The 23,233-nt window shown below is 37.1% G+C and carries 21 protein-coding genes; 13 read left to right on the plus strand and 8 right to left on the minus strand.

The genetic code is table 11. From position 1 onward, the window contains the following. Position 1 precedes the first annotated feature (1 nt). The 4 genes from ACTWP4_RS05985 (at position 2) to ACTWP4_RS06000 (ending at position 2,913) form a co-directional block, all read left to right on the plus strand. Complete coding sequence (locus tag ACTWP4_RS05985) at positions 2-613, plus strand: phosphoribosylanthranilate isomerase (RefSeq protein ID WP_443127846.1); 612 nt, start codon at positions 2-4, stop codon at positions 611-613. 1 nt (position 614) lies between these two features. Continuing rightward, positions 615-1,820: a tryptophan synthase subunit beta gene (gene trpB, locus ACTWP4_RS05990; protein WP_443127847.1), complete on the plus strand. Its 1,206-nt coding sequence runs from the start codon at positions 615-617 to the stop codon at positions 1,818-1,820. After that, the gene (trpA, locus tag ACTWP4_RS05995; RefSeq protein ID WP_443127848.1) at positions 1,813-2,601 is read left to right on the plus strand and encodes a tryptophan synthase subunit alpha; all 789 of its coding nucleotides are present in this window, start codon (positions 1,813-1,815) and stop codon (positions 2,599-2,601) included. The genes trpB and trpA overlap by 8 nt, the downstream gene beginning before the upstream one ends. A 96-nt stretch (positions 2,602-2,697) precedes the next feature. Then, positions 2,698-2,913: a hypothetical protein gene (locus ACTWP4_RS06000; RefSeq protein WP_443127849.1), complete on the plus strand. Its 216-nt coding sequence runs from the start codon at positions 2,698-2,700 to the stop codon at positions 2,911-2,913. A gap of 33 nt (positions 2,914-2,946) precedes the next feature. On the opposite strand, the gene ACTWP4_RS06005 is transcribed toward ACTWP4_RS06000, so the two are convergent. From ACTWP4_RS06005 to ACTWP4_RS06015, 3 genes are all read right to left on the minus strand, one after another. Then, positions 2,947-4,356, minus strand: coding sequence for a hypothetical protein (locus ACTWP4_RS06005; RefSeq protein WP_443127850.1), 1,410 nt, complete (start codon positions 4,354-4,356; stop codon positions 2,947-2,949). A gap of 54 nt (positions 4,357-4,410) precedes the next feature. After that, entirely contained in the window at positions 4,411-4,743 is a 333-nt protein-coding gene (locus ACTWP4_RS06010; RefSeq protein WP_443127851.1) for a hypothetical protein, read from the minus strand. Between the two features lie 109 nt (positions 4,744-4,852). Beyond that, a complete protein-coding gene (locus ACTWP4_RS06015) occupies positions 4,853-5,146 on the minus strand; it encodes a hypothetical protein (RefSeq protein ID WP_443127852.1) in 294 nt (97 codons plus the stop codon). Positions 5,147-6,533: 1,387 nt separating this feature from the next. Here ACTWP4_RS06015 and ACTWP4_RS06020 point away from each other — a divergent pair. The 3 genes from ACTWP4_RS06020 to ACTWP4_RS06030 all read left to right on the plus strand — a co-directional run bounded on the left by ACTWP4_RS06020 (position 6,534) and on the right by ACTWP4_RS06030 (position 10,111). After that, positions 6,534-8,147, plus strand: coding sequence for an extracellular solute-binding protein (locus ACTWP4_RS06020; RefSeq protein ID WP_443127853.1), 1,614 nt, complete (start codon positions 6,534-6,536; stop codon positions 8,145-8,147). A 64-nt stretch (positions 8,148-8,211) separates the two neighbouring features. Beyond that, complete coding sequence (locus tag ACTWP4_RS06025) at positions 8,212-9,162, plus strand: ABC transporter permease (RefSeq protein ID WP_443127854.1); 951 nt, start codon at positions 8,212-8,214, stop codon at positions 9,160-9,162. A gap of 34 nt (positions 9,163-9,196) precedes the next feature. Next, the gene (locus ACTWP4_RS06030) at positions 9,197-10,111 is read left to right on the plus strand and encodes a carbohydrate ABC transporter permease (protein ID WP_443127855.1); all 915 of its coding nucleotides are present in this window, start codon (positions 9,197-9,199) and stop codon (positions 10,109-10,111) included. Between the two features lie 41 nt (positions 10,112-10,152). Here the strand turns inward: ACTWP4_RS06030 and ACTWP4_RS06035 are convergent, their stop codons facing one another. Both ACTWP4_RS06035 and ACTWP4_RS06040 read right to left on the minus strand, forming a co-directional pair. Continuing rightward, positions 10,153-10,758: a YesL family protein gene (locus ACTWP4_RS06035; protein ID WP_443127856.1), complete on the minus strand. Its 606-nt coding sequence runs from the start codon at positions 10,756-10,758 to the stop codon at positions 10,153-10,155. Between the two features lie 627 nt (positions 10,759-11,385). Then, complete coding sequence (locus tag ACTWP4_RS06040; RefSeq protein ID WP_443127857.1) at positions 11,386-13,005, minus strand: ABC-F family ATP-binding cassette domain-containing protein; 1,620 nt, start codon at positions 13,003-13,005, stop codon at positions 11,386-11,388. A gap of 121 nt (positions 13,006-13,126) precedes the next feature. On the opposite strand from ACTWP4_RS06040, the gene ACTWP4_RS06045 reads away from it, so the two are divergent. The 3 genes from ACTWP4_RS06045 (at position 13,127) to ACTWP4_RS06055 (ending at position 17,749) form a co-directional block, all read left to right on the plus strand. Then, entirely contained in the window at positions 13,127-14,011 is an 885-nt protein-coding gene (locus ACTWP4_RS06045; protein WP_443127858.1) for an AraC family transcriptional regulator, read from the plus strand. Positions 14,012-14,125: 114 nt separating this feature from the next. After that, positions 14,126-15,424, plus strand: a complete 1,299-nt coding sequence (locus ACTWP4_RS06050; RefSeq protein WP_443127859.1) for an alpha-glucosidase/alpha-galactosidase — start codon at positions 14,126-14,128, stop codon at positions 15,422-15,424. A gap of 87 nt (positions 15,425-15,511) precedes the next feature. Next, positions 15,512-17,749: an alpha-galactosidase gene (locus ACTWP4_RS06055; protein ID WP_443127860.1), complete on the plus strand. Its 2,238-nt coding sequence runs from the start codon at positions 15,512-15,514 to the stop codon at positions 17,747-17,749. Positions 17,750-17,922: 173 nt separating this feature from the next. Here ACTWP4_RS06055 and ACTWP4_RS06060 read toward each other — a convergent pair whose 3' ends face one another. Next, the gene (locus ACTWP4_RS06060; protein WP_443127861.1) at positions 17,923-18,588 is read right to left on the minus strand and encodes a YczE/YyaS/YitT family protein; all 666 of its coding nucleotides are present in this window, start codon (positions 18,586-18,588) and stop codon (positions 17,923-17,925) included. Between the two features lie 178 nt (positions 18,589-18,766). Here ACTWP4_RS06060 and ACTWP4_RS06065 point away from each other — a divergent pair, with 178 nt between their 5' ends. Both ACTWP4_RS06065 and ACTWP4_RS06070 read left to right on the plus strand, forming a co-directional pair. Then, a complete protein-coding gene (locus tag ACTWP4_RS06065) occupies positions 18,767-19,285 on the plus strand; it encodes a redoxin domain-containing protein (protein WP_443127862.1) in 519 nt (172 codons plus the stop codon). 143 nt (positions 19,286-19,428) lie between these two features. Next, complete coding sequence (locus ACTWP4_RS06070) at positions 19,429-19,950, plus strand: hypothetical protein (RefSeq protein ID WP_443127863.1); 522 nt, start codon at positions 19,429-19,431, stop codon at positions 19,948-19,950. Positions 19,951-20,074: 124 nt separating this feature from the next. Here the strand turns inward: ACTWP4_RS06070 and ACTWP4_RS06075 are convergent, their stop codons facing one another. Both ACTWP4_RS06075 and ACTWP4_RS06080 read right to left on the minus strand, forming a co-directional pair. Next, positions 20,075-20,845 carry a YibE/F family protein gene (locus ACTWP4_RS06075; protein WP_443127864.1) on the minus strand — a complete coding sequence of 257 codons (771 nt, stop codon included), beginning with the start codon at positions 20,843-20,845 and terminating at the stop codon, positions 20,075-20,077. Next, positions 20,842-21,945: a YibE/F family protein gene (locus ACTWP4_RS06080; RefSeq protein ID WP_443127938.1), complete on the minus strand. Its 1,104-nt coding sequence runs from the start codon at positions 21,943-21,945 to the stop codon at positions 20,842-20,844. Before ACTWP4_RS06080 ends, ACTWP4_RS06075 begins: the two co-directional genes overlap by 4 nt. Positions 21,946-22,147: 202 nt before the next feature. On the opposite strand from ACTWP4_RS06080, the gene ACTWP4_RS06085 reads away from it, so the two are divergent. Then, positions 22,148-23,233 carry a GerAB/ArcD/ProY family transporter gene (locus ACTWP4_RS06085; RefSeq protein WP_443127865.1) on the plus strand — a complete coding sequence of 362 codons (1,086 nt, stop codon included), beginning with the start codon at positions 22,148-22,150 and terminating at the stop codon, positions 23,231-23,233.

Genomic DNA, 23,233 nt, shown 5'->3' on the forward strand with positions numbered 1-23,233 from the left:
CATGGTTCAAGTAAAAATTTGTGGGTTACAAAATAAAGAGGCAATAGAAACGGCTGTAGAAGCAGGTGCAGATTTCATTGGATTTGTATTTGCTAAAAGTAAACGAAGAGTGACAAAAGAACAAGCAGCAAATATGGCTCAATTTGTTCCATCCCATGTGAAGAAAGTCGGTGTTTTCGTCAATGAGGACATCAAGATAATTAAGGAAATTGCTCACGATGTCGGCTTGGATTATGTACAATTACATGGCGATGAGTCACCTTCTTTTTGCCAGGAAATTGGTATCCCAGTTATTAAAGCATTTGAAGTGCGTCAGGCGAGTGATCTAGACAAAATCGGACCCTATGACTGTGCGTACTATTTATTAGACAGCCCTGCCGGTAAATACCGTGGTGGATCGGGAGAAACGTTCGACTGGCAGGTAGCAAAAGAATATAACTTTTTGAACAAAAAGATTTTGCTTGCTGGCGGCCTTAAAGCAGATAATATTGAAGAAGCGATCACAGAAGTAGCCCCCGCAGGTGTCGATGTCTCCAGTGGTGTCGAGACAGATGGGGAGAAAGATTTAGATAAAATAAAAGCATTTATAGATGCTGCAAAGAAAGGTGATTAAAATGGCAACATACCATGAGCCAAATGAAACAGGTCATTATGGAGAATACGGTGGCCGTTTTGTACCGGAAACGTTAATGCCAGCCGTTTTAGAATTGGAAAAAGCATATAATGAAGCTATTAATGATGAAGCATTTTTAGACGAATTTGATTATTATTTAAAAGAATACGTTGGAAGGGAAACACCGCTTTATTATGCAGAGCGTTTCTCGAAAAAATTAGGCGGTCCGAAAATTTACTTAAAGCGAGAAGACTTAAATCATACTGGTGCTCACAAAATTAATAATGCACTTGGTCAAGCGCTTTTAACATTAAGAATGGGGAAGAAAAAAGTGGTTGCTGAAACTGGTGCAGGTCAACATGGGGTGGCAACTGCTACAGTATGTGCATTGCTTGGTTTAGAGTGTGTGATTTTTATGGGGAAAGAGGACGTTCGACGTCAGAAGCTTAACGTCTTTCGTATGGAACTGTTAGGTGCTCGTGTCGAAAGTGTCGATCAAGGCAGTGGTACATTAAAGGATGCCGTAAACGAAGCTTTACGCTACTGGGTAAGTCATGTTGAAGATACCCATTATATTATCGGTTCAGTAGTAGGACCGCATCCATTCCCGCAAATCGTTCGTGACTTTCAGAGCATGATTGGTACTGAAACGAAAAAACAAGTGAAAGAAAAGGAAGACCGCTTGCCGGACGCAGTCGTTGCTTGTATTGGTGGTGGCAGTAACTCGATGGGGATGTTCTATCCGTTTGTAGAGGATGAAGAAGTGAAGCTTTATGGTGTTGAAGCTGGTGGAAAAGGTGTCGATACCGATCAACACGCTGTTACATTAAGTTATGGTAAAAAAGGTGTCCTACACGGTACGATGACTTACTTATTACAAGACGAAAACGGACAAATTCAAGAAGCGCATTCGATTTCTGCAGGTCTCGATTATCCAGGTGTAGGACCTGAGCATAGTCATTTAAGAGATATTGGTCGTGTCAACTATGTTGATATTACAGACGAAGAAGCGCTGGATGGATTACAGGAATTATCGAGAACAGAAGGGATTATTCCAGCATTGGAAAGTTCTCATGCGATTGCATATGCAATGAAACTTGCCAAGGAAATGAACGAAGATGAAGTTATGGTGATTTGTTTATCTGGGCGTGGAGATAAAGATGTCGAAACAGTGAGAGATGCATTAGGTGGTGAAGTAAATGGGTAAGGCAAAAATAGATCAGGCATTCAATGCAGTATTAGAACGTGGTGATAAAGCCTTTGTACCTTATATTATGGCTGGTGATGGCGGCCTAGACAAATTAGATGAACAGTTAGCCTTTTTAGAAGAAGCAGGGGCAACTGTTGTAGAATTGGGGATTGCCTTTTCTGACCCGGTGGCAGATGGTCCAACCATTCAAGAGGCGGGACTTCGTGCATTAGCAAACGGTGTATCACTTAGCTCCGTACTGGAAAAACTAAAAGACAGCAAAGAAGAACGGAATATTCCGATCGTGTTGATGACGTACATTAATCCGATTCATACTTATGGCGTGAATAATTTTGCTAAGTCTTGTAAGGAAGTCGGAGTAGACGGATTAATTATTCCGGATTTACCTTTGGAAGAAGAGGAGATCATTGCCCCTGCTTTACAGGAAAAAGAAATTGCGTTAATTCGTTTAGCTGCATTAACAAGCACGGATGAACGTTTAGCTGAAATCGGAAAACGTACAGAAGGTTTCCTCTATGCTGTGACTGTAACCGGAACTACAGGAGTACGTGCTTCTTTCCAAGAAAATCTAGGGACCCACTTAGAAGCACTTCGAGCAAAAAGTAATGCGCCAGTCCTCGCAGGCTTCGGTGTATCCAGTCCAGAGCATGTGCGCTCATTAACAGAGCATTGTGATGGGGTGGTTGTTGGTAGTAAAATTGTTGATTCGTTATATAAAAATGACCGAGACGCAATCCGTGAATTAATTGTATCCGCACAAATTTCAAAGCAGAAATAAGGTAAAGTATAGTGCTCATTTACCTTTGAAAGAGATAATGGAATCACGGTGAGAGTATTTTAAAGAAATAAAGCAAGGGATGCTAAGTGCTGTTCCATGGATATCTTGTTCCGCTCATGGGATATGTCAACATACACATTAGCAGAAGGTATGCTTCGGATGTGGGTGAATCATACTGATTTTATAGATTGGTATCAAAATAAATATAATACAGAAGAAGAGTATCGAGTTATTTCGATAACAAAGATGGGGAGGTTTACTATTAATAAGTCAACGTCCCCATCTTTTTGCCGATTCTCTTCCATTTTTTAAAACATTTTGAACATAACTTTTTACATCATGCCCTTATAGTCCATCCTTATTTGTAAATGTGCCACTTTCTTTAATCAATGAGTTACCATTTATGCTAGATACCTTGGTGTTAGGAGATGATACAGCTTCTTTCTTGTTTGGTATAGCTTGATTTCGTTCAGATAATTTACTTTGCTTATTATTGGAAATTTTATCAGAGGAGTGTAAAGACTCCAACTCATTAAGAGGAGTAGCATCCTCTTTTAAAGTAGAATCTGCATTAGACAGCTGGTAGTTCTGATTTGAATCGAGATGAAACGTGTTTGGTATGGAAGACGACTTATCTGCCTTGTCTACTGCCTCTTTTGTAACAGATTCTGCATTAGATGGTTTATTTCCAGTGTTGTCTATCTGTCCTCTATTTCTAAAACGTTTATGCTTGTTAGTCGATTGCTTATTATCGGCAATTTTATCAGAGGAATGGGAAGATTCCAACTCATTAGGAGGAGTAGTATCCTCTTTTAAAGTAGAATCTGCATTAGACGGTTGGTAGTTCTGATTTGAATCGAGATGAAACGTGTTTGGTATGATAGACGACTTATCTGCCTTGTCTACTGCCTCTTTTGTAACAGATTCTGCATTAGATGGTTTATTTCCAGTGTTGTCTATCTGTCCTCTATTTCTAAAACGATTATGCTTGTTAGTCGATTGCTTATTATCGGCAATTTTATCAGAGGAATGGGAAGATTCCAACTCATTAGGAGGAGTAGTATCCTCTTTTAAAGTAGAATCTGCATTAGACGGTTGGTAGTTCTGATTTGAATCGAGATGAAACGTGTTTGGTATGATAGACGACTTATCTGCCTTGTCTACTGCCTCTTTTGTAACAGATTCTGCATTAGATGGTTTATTTCCAGTGTTGTCTATCTGTCCTCTATTTCTAAAACGATTATGCTTGTTAGTCGATTGCTTATTATCGGCAATTTTATCAGAGGAATGGGAAGATTCCAACTCATTAGGAGGAGTAGTATCCTCTTTTAAAGTAGAATCTGCATTAGACAGCTGGTAGTTCTGATTTGAATCGAGATGAAACGTGTTTGGTATGGAAGACGACTTATCTGCCTTGTCTACTGCCTCTTTTGTAACAGATTCTGCATTAGATGGTTTATTTCCAGTGTTGTCTATCTGTGCTCTATTTCTAAAATGTTTATACTTGTTAGTAGATTGTTTATTATCATTTTTTGTTTTCAATCTAGCTTTTTCAATATTTTTATATAATAGACAATATCCCTTAATATGTTTGATACAGATAAAAGACTTTCCTTGAAATTGATTCGTTCCTACTAGCATATGATTAGAACACATTCTAACGTTATGAAGCCTCATTGATAACCCATCTTCAAAGAAAAGCTGAATGACAACAGGTTGCTCTTGATTTTGAACAAGTTCTAGAATTTGCTTCATACATTACCCCCCCTTTTCATTAGGATTAGATGGTTGGGGAGCGCATTTGCAAGATCATTCGTCGCTATCCTTCAATGATTGAATCGTATCCTCAAACATTTTACGATTATCGTCAATATGCTTATCAAGTCGTGCTAGAATTTGATCTAGATTAATATGCTGTTGGCTGTTCTCGGACATAAAGTGATAAAAAAACAAGGTTAAGGCATAGGCAATTCCGGTATTGTCTACATATACAAAACCATTTCCACTTTGCTTTACACTGGAATTTCCATTTTCATTAATTAGTTCTGTTGTAAAGTGTTTCACAAGTTCACTAAAATGATTCTGCATATAATGGTCTAATTCTTCTTTAATTAACGCTCTCAATTCGTTCTCGTGTTCCATCAATATCCCTCCATTTCTATAATAGGTGTATGCAAGAAAAAGGTGGTATGTAAGGGCTAATCACAAAAAAAGGGTGCCTAAATTAGCACCCTTGTTCACTCACAAATTCTTAGGATTTTGGTAGTTTACCACCATCAAAGAAAAGAATAATAATGATGATAATAACAACTACTGTTGAATCTGCGCGGTTATGGTTTTTACTATTTCCACTTTTCGTAACATAAGAGTTTCCATTATAAACATGGAATTGTCCTTTTACTTCCGCTTCTTGCTCAGACTCTTGTTCTGATTCTACTTCCACTTCTTGTTCACTTTCTTGTTCAAGTTTTTGCTCTTGAAGCAAGATAGAAAGAGCCTTAGAAAGAGCTTCAGGACTTAAAATGTTTGTGTCTCCGTTACTCATAACAATTTCCCCCTTTCATCTTTAATTACTAGTACTATATGAAGATGTTATTAGTATTGCTTGAACAAATGACTATTTCAAAGGGAAATGTGTGAGTAACTGATACGCGTTCGTTTCATCCTGCAATGCTATCCGTAAATCAGCTTCTGCGACAATAAAAGCAACAGGAACTTTTCCTCCTGTGGATATGCATCCAAAAATAAATTCAGCTCTAAAAAAGATAGAGTTTTCCTCTTCACATAATTCGTTCTTATAAGAAAGAACCATCGCTTGACCTTCGCTTAGTTCATTTTTTGTGTGACCTTGCAGGTTTAAACGAATGGGCGGAGATGCCACATTATTATAGCATACAACAGATGAAGCGAAAGAAGGACGAAACACGAGACGCATTCAAAGAAAAACGCAAATCAGACTTTAAAACAATTTTCGCGCTTCCCTTAATAAGTTCAAAGCCAGAGGATGATATCGCGCTATAGAAACACCAGATCATCGTTCCTGGACTTTTTATCAGCTGCAACTGCATGTGCATTCTTTTGCTAAAAAAATTGCAGGGGTATCATTATTGATTTCATCCGAAAATTGGTTGATATGGTGACGGCATTTCTAGCTGTTATTCCTTGGATATAAACTTATCCAAGGAACAGAAGTACTTTTCCAATGAGGAGAATTTATTTCCAAGGAACAGAACACTCATCCCGTCAAGATAAAGTCGCCTGAGGTTGATACCTCAAGCGGCCTTTTTTAGTGGAATAGAGTGTATTTATCACGGTGCTAACCCCCCACTTCAAGCTTCAAGTAATACAAGGATAAGTTTAGGGATAACAGACGCTAACACCCTGATAAGTTTCGCTAATGATCAGTGGGAGTCAAAAACCCCCACTGATGGAAGTCTTACTTTATCAGATGAAACTATGCAGCTCATTTTATTAAGCTTTCCGGTTAACTTGGTTGTCCACTGAATAAATAATTTGTAAGCACAAATTTAACAGATAGCTATCATAAATATGCACATATTAAAATAATCAGAGAAAAAATAGTGCATATTTACTAGAAACCCTTTAACCACAGTTTTATTAACAATGTTGTGTATGTGGATAAATGTGTATCTAACTGAAATCTAAAAAAAGGATATGTATTCGCAAAAAAGTGAATTCACACAATCAGCTTATGGTGGCATACTGTAAATAAGTTCTATTGCAATAGATCGAAACATGTACGAACAAGATGCTAACGCAACTTGTTTATATTTTAAAATGAATATGTAAGCGATAACAATAATTAATTTATTAAATGAAGGAGGAAACGATTTTTTGAAGTTTGATCTATACGATTTGCATAACACTTCAAAACTGTAATGATGAATAAAATTAATTAGGGGGAATTAAGTGTGAAGAAAAAACTAATATTACTTATCACAATTTGTTTGATGTTCGTATTAGCGGCTTGTAGTGATGATGAAACAAGTAATGAGCCAGAAAAAACCGAAGATGGAAAGGTTGTTTTAACAGGGCTTATTACGAAGCACCCATTAACCAAAGAACTTAAAGATATGGAATGGTTAGCAAAAGCAGAAGAAAGAGCGGGTGTGGAGATCAAATGGGAAGAGGTAACAGCGGACTGGGATCAAAAGAAAGGTGCCATGTTAGCTGGTGGAGATATTCCTGACATAATTGTCGGCCCCAATGCTATTACTGACGCTGACTTTGCACAGTTCCCTGGTTTATTTGAAAACCTTAAACCCTTAATAGAAGAACATGGTCCTAATATACAGAAGATGTTTGAACAGCAACCTAAAACAAAAATTCTTTCAACCCAGGCTGATGGTGCCATTTATGGTTTATCAAAATATCAACGATTCTGGCCAGAAACAGCAACCATGCAATTTATTAATAAACAATGGTTAGATAATTTAGGGTTGGAAACTCCGACAAATTGGGATGAACTATTTACTGTATTAAAGGCTTTTAAAGAAGAAGACGCAAATGGAAATGGCGATCCGAATGATGAGATACCAATGGATTTTGCGCCAGTTGGTGAAGGTGGTTTTGGTTACTTCCAACCAACGGTGTTACTTGGCAGCATGGGCATGACGGTAACTGGTGGTGGCGGCCAAGGTTACTTCCTAGAAGATGGTAAAGTAAAGAATTTCTTTATCGATGAAAGATATAAACAATTTGTAGCGTTTCTCCATAAATTACATGAAAATGGTTTGATTAGTGAAGAAGCTTTCACACAAGATTATTCTCAATATCAGGCAGTAGCGCGTGGTGAGGGGGGAAATGCAAAAGTCGGCTATACATTTGGTTGGGAAAGGACAGACCGATTTGGACTAGAAGTTTCAGATCAATACGTGACATTTGCCCCAATGAAGGCATCTGCAGATTATGACGGGGAAGTTTCTTGGTCATATGACTACAACCAGCTAAATTATGGTGTGAACTTTATTCAAATGTCTTCGCAAACAAGTAATAAAGAAGCTGCAATGAAATTTATAAACGAATTGTATGACCCTGAGGTAAGTTTACAAGTATTATTCGGTTCAATGGGTCCTAACATTGAAAAAATGGGTGATAATTCATACAAAATTTTACCGCCTCAGGATGAAGAAATGGATCCAGGTACTTGGAAATGGACTTCTACTTGGGCAGACAATGGTCCAATGTTTATTTCAGACGAATTAGAAGTGGAATTACCTGTCGATATGCAATCAGTAGATGAACAGCAAGCACCATTTAAAAAGGTGTTCGAATCATTAGATCATGAAAATGATGTTTTTCCTGGGATGATGCTGAAATATTCAGAGGAAGATCACAATCAAATGACACTTGTGAATACGGACTTTATGAATCTAGCCATTTCCAAGTTTGGTGAGTGGGTTACTTCAGGTGGTATTGAAGAAGAATGGGATAGTTATGTGAAACAAGTAGAACAGATTGGTTTACCATCAAATATTGAAATTATCCAAGGTTACTATGATGATTACAAGGAACAATTAAAGTAGAAAACTAGAAGGAGAGATATTGGCTAAAAGCTAATATCTCTCTAAAAAGAAGGAGAGTCATATCATGGCCTTGACCCAAGGAACTAGTACAGAGGCTTTGCCTAAGGTGAAGAAAGCAACAGTGTTTAATACGTTACGCAGAGATTATCAATTATGGCTTATGATTCTACCTGCAATCATCTGTGTGATTATATTTAACTATATCCCAATGTATGGAATCCAATTAGCATTTCGGGAATATGATTTCACTGCTGGTTTGACAGGTGGAGAATGGGTAGGACTTAAATATTTTGAACAATTTATTAATAGTCACCTTTTCTGGGATCTGATTCGTAACACGTTACTAATTAGTATAACGACGATTGTTGTTGGTTTCCCGGCACCAATCGCCCTTGCTCTATTAGTAAACCAAATTAGATGGAAAAGGGGTAAACGAATATTACAAACGACAGTTTATTTGCCTCACTTTATTTCCATCGTGGTTTTAGTTGGTTTGTTAAATGTGATGTTATCACCGAACACTGGTGTTCTCGGTTTACTATTAGCAAAGCTAGGTTTGGAAGGAAATCTATTAGCATCTGTAAATGCATTTGTTCCGATATATGTCTTATCGGATGTATGGCAACATGTTGGTTGGAACAGTATTATTTATTTAGCCGCATTAGCCGCGGTTGATCCACAGCTATATGATGCAGCAAAAATTGATGGTGCGAATAAATGGCAAATTATTAGAAATGTCGAAATACCAGCTATTATTCCGACCATCATCATTTTATTAATACTTAATATGGGAACGGTTATCAGTACCGGTTTTGAGAAAATATTCCTAATGCAGAACTCTCTCAACTTACCAATATCAGAAGTGATTGAAACGTATGTTTATAAAACGGGTATTGTATCTAATCAATTTAGTTATGCCGCTGCAATTGGTTTATTCAATACATTCATTAATTTTATGATGTTAGTAATTGTTAATACCATTGCGAAGAAAGTGGCTCGCATCAGTCTATGGTAAGTGTATCCCAATTTAATCTGAAGGAGGAAGAGTAATGCCTTCTATCACAATGAATAGAATTAGAAATAAAAAGCCAACAGATTTACTATTCGATGTTGCGATTGTGGCAACATGCTTGTTAATGTTTTTTATTGTGGCATATCCTATATATTTTATTGTCATCGCATCGATTAGTGATCCAACGTATGTTTCAACCGGAAAAGTCCTTTTTGCTCCGAAAGGTTTTAGCCTATTTGGATATGAACAAATATTCACAGATTCAAGAGTTTGGATCGGATACCGTAATACATTGTTTTATGCTCTGTTTGGGACATTTGTTAATTTACTATTAACGTTACCGGCAGCATATGTGTTGTCTCGTCAAGAGTTTAAGGCCAGAAGGTTCTTGATGTTTTTCTTTATTTTTACGATGTTTTTTAATGGTGGGTTAATACCTACATATATGCTAATGAAAGATTTAAGCTTAATAGATACGCCATGGGTGTTTATTTTTAATCCACTTACGATTAATGTATTTAATTTAATTATTACGAGAACATTTTTTGAAAACAACATCCCACATGAAATGTTTGAAGCAGCAACAATGGATGGTTGTTCACATTTTAAGTTTTTCTCTACGATTGTTTTACCCTTGTCCAAAGCTGTTACTGCAGTAATCGGGCTTTACTATCTAGTATGGCATTGGAATGACTTCTTTACAGGGTTAATTTATATCCGAAATTATGATTTGCAACCCTTGCAGATCGTATTAAGAGATATCCTGCTATCCAATCAAGTATTTGCTGAAGGGGCGGGAAGTGGCGGAACTGGTGGAGGTTATGCACAGCGTTATGCCGACCAGGTTAAATATGGTGTCATTATTGTATCCTCGCTACCAGTGTTAATCTTGTATCCATTTATTCAGAAGTATTTTGAGAAGGGTGTATTAATTGGATCTGTAAAAGGATAAATAAAAAGAACAGAGCTGATTTCTGATCAGTTCTGTTCTTTTTATTCGGGTGTTGCAAAGAAAGAATAAGCCGTACGCATAATAATATATGCTAGTAAACTAACGCCTAAAGCAGGTATAAAACCTGGTATCATATAATAGAGGTAACAGGTTGCCGCAATTAGCACTAGCATGGCAATGGTGTGCAGAGGCCTGCCAATAACTAAAATAGCAGAATATTTAATATAACCGAGTATAGAAAAATGATAGTGCACATAGATTGGGAAAATGAATACTGAAACAAGCGCAATAAGAGCTAACAAGATATATGTCATCACCATTAACGTTGAGTTTAATAGCGAGCTGTCTAACCCTCCTAGGATTTGAATGTTAAACAGCAAAATAGCAGTGGCAATCGTTAGAATATACCCAAGAATATTAGATTTAACAAATTCTTGTTTATAATAATGGATGAATTCCCTAAAAAGTTTAATATCATCTTCTGCTTTAATATCTTGTCTTATCGTGGCGAATAGGGCTGCAGTAGCTGGAAAAATCCCAACTATAAATAAGCCTAGTACAGAAAAGATAAACCAGTACAAATTTAATAATAGAATTTTAAAAATCCACTCACCGATTGTTATATAAGTTGAAATACCTTTATTCATATAGGAACCTCCGAAATTCTTTATCTATTAAGCATACACAATAAAATAGCATAGGTAAATTTAATATAAAGAATATAAAAGAAAAGATATGAATTCTAAAAATAGTATAAAATATATCCCCTGAAGTATTAATAGTCCATTTTTGACTTGCAAGAAGAGCACTCCAACAGAAAATGGAAATAACTGAGCTGGATTTGGCAATAAACAACCAAACTTTAGCAATAAGAAAACCGGACATAACCATAGTCCCAAAGTAGTGTCACATTGTTCCGCAGCTTAGAATGGCATTCTGAAAATTAGACAGTAAAACCAATGAATACAGTTCCATAAGTTCTGTTCTATCAATAATCAGAACACTAAAAATAGCGGAGGCAGAATACGGAGACTCCTGTGGGACCGCGAGAGCTGAAGCCGAGCCCACGGAAAGCGCAGTATTCTGCCGGAGCGTTTCCTAGCACTCAACGTAAATCAGAATGGAAGAAAGCAAATCTAAAACGTATAACCTCGCAGTATATGTATTATCACGGTGCTAATCTTCCGTAAAACTCCTACTTTAAGGTTGAGTAGATCATATACTTTCTTAACCTGTCAAAAAGGCTACCTCTTTAGAAGAGATAGCCTCTAATATTATGCGTACATCGCACTGATTTCCTTTTGTAACTTCTGATCTGCCACATATTCATCATAACTGATCTCTTTATCGACAATACCTTTTGGTGTAATTTCGATAAGGCGATTGGCAATACTATTAATGAACTGATGGTCATGAGACGTAAACAGAATCGAACCTTTAAACTTAATTAAGCCGTTGTTCAACGCAGTAATGGACTCCAAGTCTAAGTGGTTTGTAGGTTCATCCAATACGAGGACATTGGCATTCGATAGCATCATTTTCGATAACATACAACGCACTTTCTCACCACCAGATAAGACATTCGCTTTTTTCAATGCTTCCTCACCAGAGAATAACATACGACCAAGGAATCCGCGTAAGAACGTCTCGGTTTGATCCTCTGGTGAATATTGACGGAGCCACTCTACTAAGGACATGTTATTTCCATCGAAATATTCTGAGTTATCTTTCGGGAAGTACGATTGTGATGTGGTAACACCCCATGTATAGCTTCCTTCATCAGGTTCCATCTCACCCATCAAGATATCAAACAACACGGTTTTAGCATTTTCATTTGGTCCGATAAAGGCAGCTTTATCATAAGGTTTTAATGTAAAACTTACATTATCTAATACCTTTACACCATCAATTGTTTTCGAAATACCTTCGACACGTAATAAATCATTTCCAATATCACGGCCAGGCTGGAAGGCTACATACGGATAACGACGAGAAGATGGTTTAATATCATCTAGTGTAATGTTATCCAGCATTTTTTTACGAGAAGTCGCTTGTTTTGATTTCGATGCATTGGCACTAAAGCGAGCGATAAAGTTTTGTAATTCCTTCATTTTCTCTTCTTTTTTCTTATTTTGATCCTTTGCCATTTGCAATGCTAATTGACTTGATTCATACCAGAAATCATAATTCCCCACGTACATTTCGATTTTTCCATAGTCGACATCAGCGATATGTGTACATACTTTATTTAAAAAGTGACGGTCGTGGGAGACTACAATAACTGTATTTTCAAAGTTAATTAAGAATTCTTCCAACCATTGAATCGCTTGAATATCCAAGTGGTTCGTCGGCTCATCTAATAATAAAATATCCGGGTTCCCGAATAATGCTTGAGCAAGTAATACTTTTACCTTTTCAGAACCTGATAAATCAGCCATTTTTTTCGTGTGGAGATCTTCACCAATACCAAGGCCTTTTAAAAGAATAGCTGCATCTGATTCGGCTTCCCAACCATTCATCTCGGCAAATTCACCTTCTAATTCGGCAGCACGCATGCCGTCTTCTTCCGTGAATTCCCCTTTTGCATAAATAGCGTCTTTCTCCTGCATCACGTCATATAAACGAGTGTGTCCCATGATAACAGTCTTTAACACTTCGTACTCTTCATAGGCGAAGTGATCCTGTTTTAACACAGCAAGTCGCTCATCTTTCCCAAGTGAAACGTGACCAGTCTGAGGTTCGATTTCACCTGACAATATTTTAAGAAAAGTAGATTTACCAGCACCATTGGCACCGATCAAACCATAGCAATTTCCGGCTGTAAACTTAATATTAACGTCTTCAAATAACTTCTTATCACCAAAACGTAAACTTACATTAGTTGCTTGTAGCATACTCCAAAATTCCTCCATTATCTCATATCATAAAGCAAGCTTAAGCGATTTGGGATAGGAAGTCAATCAAGGAATGACATTCTGAAGAATTTCGGTATGATAGAAGTAAGGAGGAGATCTCATGCACCCATATTCTAAACACCAATCATACGGTTTTCGTTTTAAAGGAGATTATCAGGATCGTGTTGCTGGCCTCCATGCTATTGGCCGGGAATCACGTACAGAACATACATATATATGGGATGGGTTAAAAAGAGGTGAAGAAGGACGTATTGTATTTCAATATACATTAGACGGTAAGGGAGCAATTCGAATCGGAGGAAAGACTTATCCTTTAACAAAAGGGGATGCTTTTTTCGTCGAAATCCCTAGTGATCATTGTTACTACCTACCAGAAGAATCGGTTCGTTGGGACTTTTTGTATTTTACGGTTTATGGAAATGAAGCGTTACATCATTTTCGTCATATAACTGAAAAATATGGACACATTCTTCGGCTTCCTATCCATGCGACCCCAATTAAACACATATTACGAATGCTGGATAAATTAGAAACTACTGGTATCAGCCATGGTTATGAGGCTTCTGGCTATGCATATTCTTTTTTGATGGAATGCCTGCAATATCTTGAATATGAACAACGGCAGGAAGAGCAATTGCCTGTTGCGATTGCTAAGGCTGTATCCTTTATTGAAAAAAATTATGCAGAGGATATATCCTTAAATGATATCGTAGCCATATCTGGATTATCCAAATATCATTTTACTAGGCTTTTTTCTACTTCTGTCAATGAAACACCGATCCAGTACTTAACAAAAGTACGTATCCAGCATGCATTAGACCTTTTACAGAATAGTGAGAAGTCAATAGAAGAGATTGCGAAAGAAGTAGGCTATACATCTAGTAATTATTTTAGTAAAGTGTTTAAACACTTACTGAATGAGACGCCAAGTGCTTATCGCAAAAATAAATTTGTCATGCCAGTTGACCGGCTATTTATTGATTAACAACCGCAATATTTTACCCTTTTCAAAAATATTTACGATTGTAAACGGTTTTAAATCTCCTTATGATGGTATTAAGTAATAGCAATTTAATACGAAATATAAGGAGGAAAAAAGATGTCTAAAATTACGTTTTTGGGTGCGGGAAGTACGGTTTTTGCGAAAAATGTACTAGGGGATTGTATGACAGTCGATGCCTTGCAAGGTTTCGAATTTGCTTTGTTTGATATTGATCATGAGCGTTTGAATGATTCAGAAATGATGTTGAATAATTTAAAAGAAAGTTTGAACTCCGAAGTAACAGTAAAGGCTTACCATGATCGTAAAGAAGCATTAAGAGATGCGAAATATGTAATTAATGCTATCCAGGTTGGGGGCTATGACCCGTGTACGATTACTGATTTTGAAGTGCCGAAAAAATACGGCTTACGACAAACAATTGCGGATACACTAGGAATAGGCGGGATTTTCCGTAATTTAAGAACAATACCTGTCATGCAGGAATTTGCCCGTGACATGAAAGAAGTTTGTCCTGATGCATGGTTTTTAAATTACACCAATCCAATGGCGGTATTAACCAATGTGATGTTAAAAGAGGGAATCAAAACGGTTGGCCTATGCCACAGTGTTCAGGTTTGTGCTAGTCATTTATTAGATTCCCTTGACATGCCAAAAGACAATATTCAATGGAAAATTGCTGGAATCAATCATATGGCGTGGCTACTGGAAATTACGCAAAATGGGGAAGATCTTTATCCGGAAATTAAAAAACGTGCCAAAGAAAAGCAACGCGAAAAGCATGATGATATGGTTCGTTTTGAATTAATGGATAAGTTCGGATACTATGTCACTGAGTCTTCTGAGCATAATGCGGAATACCATCCATACTTTATTAAGAGCAGATATCCGGAATTAATCGACAAATATAATATTCCATTAGATGAATATCCACGTCGTTGTGTTAACCAAATCGAAGGATGGAAGAAAATGCGTAATGATCTTGTAAGTGATCAAAACTTACAACATGAGCGTACACATGAATATGGATCATACATCATAGAAGCGATGGAAACTAATCAGCCTTTTAAAATTGGTGGTAACGTGCTGAATACGGGAGGACTTATTAGCAACTTACCAGAAAATGCTGTTGTTGAAGTCCCTTGCTTGGTGGATGCAAATGGAGTAACCCCTACCTATGTTGGTGATTTGCCAGAACAATTGGCAGCATTGAACAGAACCAATATTAATACACAGCTGTTAACCATCGAAGCGGCACTAACGAAGAAAAAAGAGAAAATTTATCAGGCAGCACTGCTCGATCCTCACACTGCAGCAGAATTATCAATCGATGATATTATCGCATTATGTGACGATTTAATCGACGAACACGGTGATTGGCTGCCACAATATCAATAGCAAAACCTATCAGGGTGTTAGCGTCCGAAGCTTGAAGAGGGAGCTGACAGACGATTAGCACCTTGATAAACGATAAGGAGTATCAGTATGGCAATTACGTATAATGAACAAACAAGAGAATTTCATCTACAAACTAATCATTCTAGCTATATTTTTACGGTTTTAGAAAATGAACAGCTAGGACATTTATATTACGGTAAAAAAGTAAAACATAAAGATTCCTTTCAACATTATCTTGAAACAGGATTTCGTTCCAATATTACCTATTTAAAAGATGGGGATATGACTTTTTCATTAGAACAAACAAAACAGGAATACCCTTCTTACGGAACAACTGATTTTCGTGAACCGGCATTCCAAGTACTACAAGAGAATGGCAGCAGAATTACCGATTTTCAATACAAAGCGCACAAGATCTACAAAGGTAAGCCAAAGTTAGATGGCCTACCTGCCACATATGCGGAAGATGGTGACCCGGTAGAAACAGTAGAAATAACCTTATATGATCAAGAACTTGATGCAGAATTGATATTACTTTACTCTGTTTTTGAAGAGCAAGATGCGATAGTGCGCAGTGCCAAGTTTAACAATCATGGAAAGCAGCGACTCAACTTAATAAGAGCGATGAGTGCAAATATTGATTTCTTTGATTCCGATTATGAAATGATGCAATTATCAGGTGCATGGAGCAGAGAACGACATCTTAAGACTCGGAAACTGGAGGAAGGTATTCAAAATATCTCGAGTACACGTGGTATTAGTAGTAGCCAGCACAATCCGTTTTTGGCGCTGAAGAGACCAGATGCGAATGAATTTCAAGGAGATGCTTATGGTTTCAGCTTAGTGTACAGTGGTAACTTTCTTGCTCAAGTAGAAGTTGATTATTTAGATGTATCACGTGTCAGTCTAGGAATAAATCCATTTGATTTTGATTGGCTGCTGGAAGAAGGCGAAAGCTTCCAAACTCCGGAAGTAGCGATGACATATTCTAATGATGGTTTGAATGGAATGAGTCAGAACTTCCATGATCTTTATCAAAAACGTTTAGCAAGAGGCAAATGGCGTGATCAAGTACGCCCAATTCTAACCAATAACTGGGAAGGAACGTATTTTGATTTTGATGAAGAAAAAATTCTAGACATGGCAAAACAATCAAAAGAGTTAGGTGTCGAACTGTTTGTATTAGATGATGGTTGGTTTGGCAAACGTAATGATGATACGACGTCATTAGGAGATTGGTTCGTTAACTATGATAAACTACCGAATGGTATAACCGGATTAGCTGAAAAAGTTACCGATTTAGGAATGGATTTCGGTCTGTGGTTTGAACCTGAAATGGTGTCAAAGGTTAGTAAACTATTTGAAGAGCATCCAGACTGGATCATTCATGTGCCAAACCGAAATCAATCACATGGACGTAATCAGTACGTGCTTGACTTCTCGAGTAAAGAAGTAGTAGACGCACTTTATGAGATGATGGCTGAAATATTACGGGATGCACCTATTTCCTATGTGAAGTGGGATATGAACCGTTATTTAACGGAGATTGGTTCAGCAACATTACCTGACAATCGCCAGCGTGAAGTAACACACCGTTATATATTGGGGGTTTATGATTTATATGAACGTTTAACATCTGAATTTCCTGATATTTTATTTGAATCTTGTGCAAGCGGGGGCTGCCGCTTTGACCCAGGTATGTTATATTATGCACCACAAACGTGGACAAGTGATGATACAGATGCAGTAGAGCGTCTCAAAATTCAATATGGTACATCTTTTGTATATCCGATAAGTTCAATGGGGGCGCACGTATCTGCAGTGCCTAACCATCAGGTCGGGCGTTATACAAGCCTTAAGACTCGAGCAGAAGTAGCATACTTTGGTGCGTTTGGTTACGAGTTGGATGTGACAAGAATGCCTGAAGAAGAAAAGCAAGAAATGAAAGAACAAATTGCATTTTTTAAGAAACATCGGGAAGTATTCCAATTCGGGACATTTCACCGTATCCATAGTCCGTTTGAAAAAGACGGTAATCGCACATCATGGATTTCAGTGTCAACAGATAAATCCAAAGCGGTGGTAGCGGACTATCATGTATTATCCCGTCCAAATCCAGGCTTCAAGCGCTTGTTATTGAAGGGATTAGACCCAGAGGCAAGCTATGAAATCGAAGGATATCAAGGTGAATATTATGGGGATGAATTAATGGAGATTGGTATACCATTAGATCACGAACGATTCCGTGAACAACATGAACATGACGTATCCGGTGATTTCCACTCCCGTCTGTTTGTAATAAACAAGATTGATGCTTTTAAGTAAATAGTTGAACATGTAGTTTTACGCTAGGATATGTTAACTGCACCCCAATTGACAGTTGGGGTCACTTCATATCCTAGCGTATTTTCTTTGATTCATCATGTCCATAAATAACTATAGAAAAACATTACCAATGTCATCGTTTTCGCCAGATATAACGGAATAAATATTTGTCTTCAGATTGTTCCCTTATGTGCTGGTTCAGGTGTAACAACTGGTGGATTCTCATGAGCGAGCATTGGTTCAGCTACCCGTTTGCGGAAAAATTGGATAAATGGCCCGGTGCAAAATGCGAAAATAACTGTAGCTATACCAACTATCGCTCCAAATGAAAAACCAATTGCCACACATAAAATATCCGTCATAATTCTCGCAATTGGAAACGGAATTTTGTAATTCGAAACCTTTTCAACTACGAATGCTAATGCATCATATGGTGACATCCCTAAATTCGGCGTAATATAAAGAGCAACGCCCAAACTTGCAAAAACAACTGCGATTGCCATCGTGGCAATACGAATGACTAGGGTTGACATATCATCAAAGACGAAGCTATAGCCAAAAACTATAAAATCAGATATAAATCCAATTCCTACCATGTTCACTATAGTCCCAATTCCAATTAAACTTCTATAATAAAGAAAAACAACCCCAAGTAAAAGAGGATTAAATATCAACTGATAAATACCAAAAGATATCCCCAGGAAACCACTTATTCCAAGATTTAATGTGGAATAAGGATCTGTCCCCAAAACACTAATTCTTAACAGTGCGACGGCAATCCCGATAAGCAGGTTACCAATAAGCACCATATTAAATTTTCTCCACGTGATTTTTTTCATAATTTGTCCCCTTTTTTCTTATATATCTATAAATAGAAGTACAGTTTCACTATAAGTAAGATTTCATTTTTATAGTATATCATTAATAGGGGCATATAATAGTAGTAAGTATAAATAAGTGGGTGCTTTCCGAGTATCAAAATCCTTGCCCTAATATCGTAATGGAGGTTGGTTTGCGATGACAAAGTGGATCATTAGTGCTGTTTTACTGGTTATGATGACTTGGGCTGTTATTGACGTTGTCACAGATAACAGGGTCACAGAAGCAGAGAATATTGGACTGGAAATTGGAAACATCGCTCCGGATTTTGAATTGGAAACATTGAATGGTGAAACAGTGAAATTATCGGATTATCGCGGAGAGCCAGTAATGCTTAATTTTTGGGCAACATGGTGTCCGCCGTGCCGAGCAGAAATGCCTGATATGCAAAGGTTTTATCAGGATACAGGCATGAACATTTTAGCGATTAATATGACTAAGACAGAATCTAATTTTGAGGATATCGGTCAGTTTGTAAAAGAGCATGGTTTAACATTTACCATACCATTGGATCAGAAAAACATCGTGGGCGATCGTTATCAAATTCGTCCTATCCCAACTACCTATATGATTGATTCCAATGGCGTCATACAGTTTTTTGTGTTTGGTCCGCTTAATTATGACCAGATGATGTTGGAATATAAAAAATTAAGTTAGCTATTAGCACGGAAGCATAAGGGATCGATGAAAAGAAGTAGAATGAACACCTAAAAAAGAATATAATCGGTATTCGCCCTAGAAAAAGAGAAGCGAATGCCTTAAAAAAGAATATAATCGGCATTCATCCCAGAAAAAGAGGAGTGAATGCCATAAAAAAGAATATAATCGGCATTCACCCTAGAAAAAGAGAAGCGAATGCCATAAAAAAGGATATAATCGGCATTCACCCCAGAAAAAGAGGAGTGAATGCCATAAAAAAGAATATAATCGGTATTCGCCCTAGAAAAAGAGAAGCGAATGCCATAAAAAAGAATATAATCGGCATTCACCCCAGAAAAAGAGGAGTGAATGCCATAAAAAAGAATATAATCGGCATTCGCCCCAGAAAAAGAGAAGCGAATGCCATAAAAAAGGATATAATCGGCATTCACCCCAGAAAAAGAGGAGTGAATGCCATAAAAAAGGATATAATCGGCATTCATCCCAGAAAAAGAGGAGCGAATGCCTTAAAAAAGAAAATAATCGGTATTCGCCCTAGAAAAAGAGAAGCGAATGCCATAAAAAAGGATATAATCGACATTCGCCCCAGAAAAAGAGAAGCGAATGCCTTAAAAAAGAAAATAATCGGTATTCGCCCTAGAAAAAGAGAAGCGAATGCCTAAAAAACGAATATAATCTACATTCACCCCAGAAAAAGAGAAGCGAATGCCATAAAAATCGGTATTCACCCATGAAAAAGTAGGACGAAATACTTTAAAAAGGTTAAAATACCGCAAATATTTCGAGTTAGCTCTTATTTCTTTTACTCATTATGACAAGATAATGGGCAGTTATTCCGGAAGCAATCGGAATAACGAGAGCAACGCCCATACCGGCTGTGAAGATGGTAATCATTTCGTCACTAAATACCTTGGCATTAATAATTTCACCGAAGGAATAAGACAAGTCTTTAAACCATATCAAGAGCCCCATGTACCCTCCGAAAAAAGCAAAGAATAGGGTGTTTGTACTTGTACCTAATATATCTCTGCCGATACGTATCCCTGCCAAAAATAAATCTTTTCTGGTAATCGTCGGGTTATGGTGATGGATTTCCCGCATTGGTGAGGTAATCGAAATAGCTGTATCGACAATTGCTCCGATCGTACTCATTATAATAACGGATGCGGCAACTTTTATAAAATCAATTCCGATATGTAAGGAGAAGGTCATCAATTCTTCCGACTCTTCTGCCCCAAACCCTTGAATCATCGACTTTTCCGTAATGATTATGATGAAAAAGAATAGAATCACAAGCGTTATAATGGTAGAAAAGAAGGCCATCTTCGTTTTACTGTTAACATCATTAATAAAAAAGAGACTAATTGCACTAATGAAAGCACATGCCAGTAGTGTTAGCCAAATTGGATTGGCGTTTGGATCGTTCATTACTAGAACAGTGATGATAAGCACGCCAAAATTTAGAAATAATGCAATAAATGATTTTACCCCTTTTTTTCCACCAACAATAGCCATCAGCACAAATAATATGATCGATAGTAATACTAATGCATTCATGTTCTAGCCCTCTTTCTCTGAATAAAGAAAATCGAAGTATAGATAGCAATGGGAATAGTCAGCACAATGCCAATGCCCCCAGCTAAAGCACGAGCCAACTCAATAGAAAGATTCATTGATAATGTGAATCCGAGTGGTGATGCGTTTTTAAAGTATAAAAGTAGCATCGGAATCGAACCACTTACATAGGCAAAAAATAATATATTGGTCATCGTCCCCATTATATCTTTTCCGATATCTATGCCAGATGCTTTGAGCTTCTTCAAATTTATCTGATTATTTTTTTCATAAAGTTCAAAAATAGAAGATGACATTGTGATTGCGACATCCATCACCGCCCCTAACGATCCGATCAACAGACCTGCCATAAAGACAGTTTGTGGATTTCGACTGAGAAACGACATTTCTTCATAGCGTAATCCCTGTTCACCTGTCACAAATAAAGCTAGATAGGCAATCAACAAAGAACTTAGTGTACCTAGTAAGGTAGCAATAATCGCTGTATATGTCTTTTCATTCAAGCCATTGACCATCAATAACGATATTACCGTAAAAAGCACGATGCTAATGCCACAAATGATCAGTAGACTGATGTCAGAGTTTTGCAGATATATATCTAGTGCGAATGATAAAATCACAGCATTCACAGCTAAACTGATAACAGATAATAGGCCTTGTTTTTTCCCTACCGCCAGCAAAATAATGATGAAAAGCCATGCCACTAAGATGAGATACTTATCACGTTTTACATTTTCAATGGTTCCTGTAAGCGTAGAATCATCGATTGTTACGAATACTTCGTCACCAGGCTGAAAGGAATGGTCATAGGCATGTGAGCCGGAATATTCGTTCGTGATATTGATAGTTTCCCCTTTGTATGTACCATTTTGTACTGTTGCCATAATTTGCTGGGTAACCACAATATCTTGGTTTTGATGTTGATCAACCGTTTCTGTTCTGTCTGTCACGGTAGCCTCTGTCACTTTGGCAATTGGTTGGTCATAGAATTCATGATTAAAATTGACAAAAATAATTGATCCGAAAAAGCTTGCCGCTATCAAAAAGTATATAAAAAGCTGTTTTTTTGTTTGTTTTTGCATCCATTTTTTCAAGTAATATCACTCCAACACAAGATAAATATGCGATTCTCTTATAATAACATGATTTAGTGAAAAGATAATGCTTGAAGGGGAAGTGAAATGTAAACCGCTATTATATGAGCACCTTCATTATAATTGTATAAATGTGTAACCAATAGACAATAATGGATAGTAATTGTATGTGTAATGGAGGTGGGGATATATGGAAAGGGTAAGGATTTCATCAATCCAAGCTTTAATGCTGGCTATTGCTAGTATTACTGTTACAGGTCATTTATTAATTATTCCCGTCATTATTAATCATGCTGGTAGAGACAGTTGGTTATCTGTTTTGCTTGCTATCATTCCTGCAGTTCTTATTGGTTTTGTTATAGCATTGCTAGCACAACGCTATCCTGAACAAACATTAATAGAGTACTCTCAGGTTATTCTTGGTAAATGGATTGGAAAAATAATAGCGATAGTATTTCTTTTTTATTTTTTCCATGAGGCTAGTTTATCACTAAGGGGTTTTAGCGAATTTTACAATTCTGCGATTACTCCACGTACTCCCCTGATGATTTATATGGTAGCCATGTTAATTCTTGCCGTATATACGATCCGAAATCGCTTAGAAATTTTGGCAAGGACAAATCAAACCTTTCTTGTATTAATGATACCAATTGGTATTATGGCATCGATTTTAACTCATAAAGATAAAGACTATCAAAATTTACTTCCTATACTGGAAGATGGATTCAGTCCAGTCATGATGGGGACATTTAATATCATTTCACTTTATAGTTCATTTATTGTTCTTGCTATGGTATTTCCATATGTTTCCAACAAGAAAAAATTAAAGAGATTTAGCATGCTGACAATGCTGATTTTAATTGTGATGTTTCTTGGACCTGTTTCAGGTGTAGTGACCGTTTTTGGAGAAGAACGTGCAATGGGGCTTTATTTTCCAACTTTCCAAACCTTACGTGATATCGAGATTGGAGCACTACAAAGATTGGATATTCTTGGTGTAGTACTATGGTCGCTAGGTTCATTCTCAAAAATTTCACTGTTTTTATATGCCATTGTGGTAGGGTTAGCTCAATTATTTCATATAGATGATTATACACTTTTAACTATCCCTACAGCTACAATATTAGCCATTTTTTCTTTGATTACTAGTGACGACTTAATTGGGATATATCGATTCCTAATGTATATTTATCCATATTTCGCAACGTTTATAGCGTTATTTATTCCCCTACTCTTATTAATAATAAGTCAATTTAAGCAGTTAAAAAGAGGTTGA

Origin of the sequence: Gracilibacillus sp. D59, assembly GCF_052246695.1 — a bacterium.
Lineage (GTDB): Bacteria > Bacillota > Bacilli > Bacillales > Amphibacillaceae > Gracilibacillus.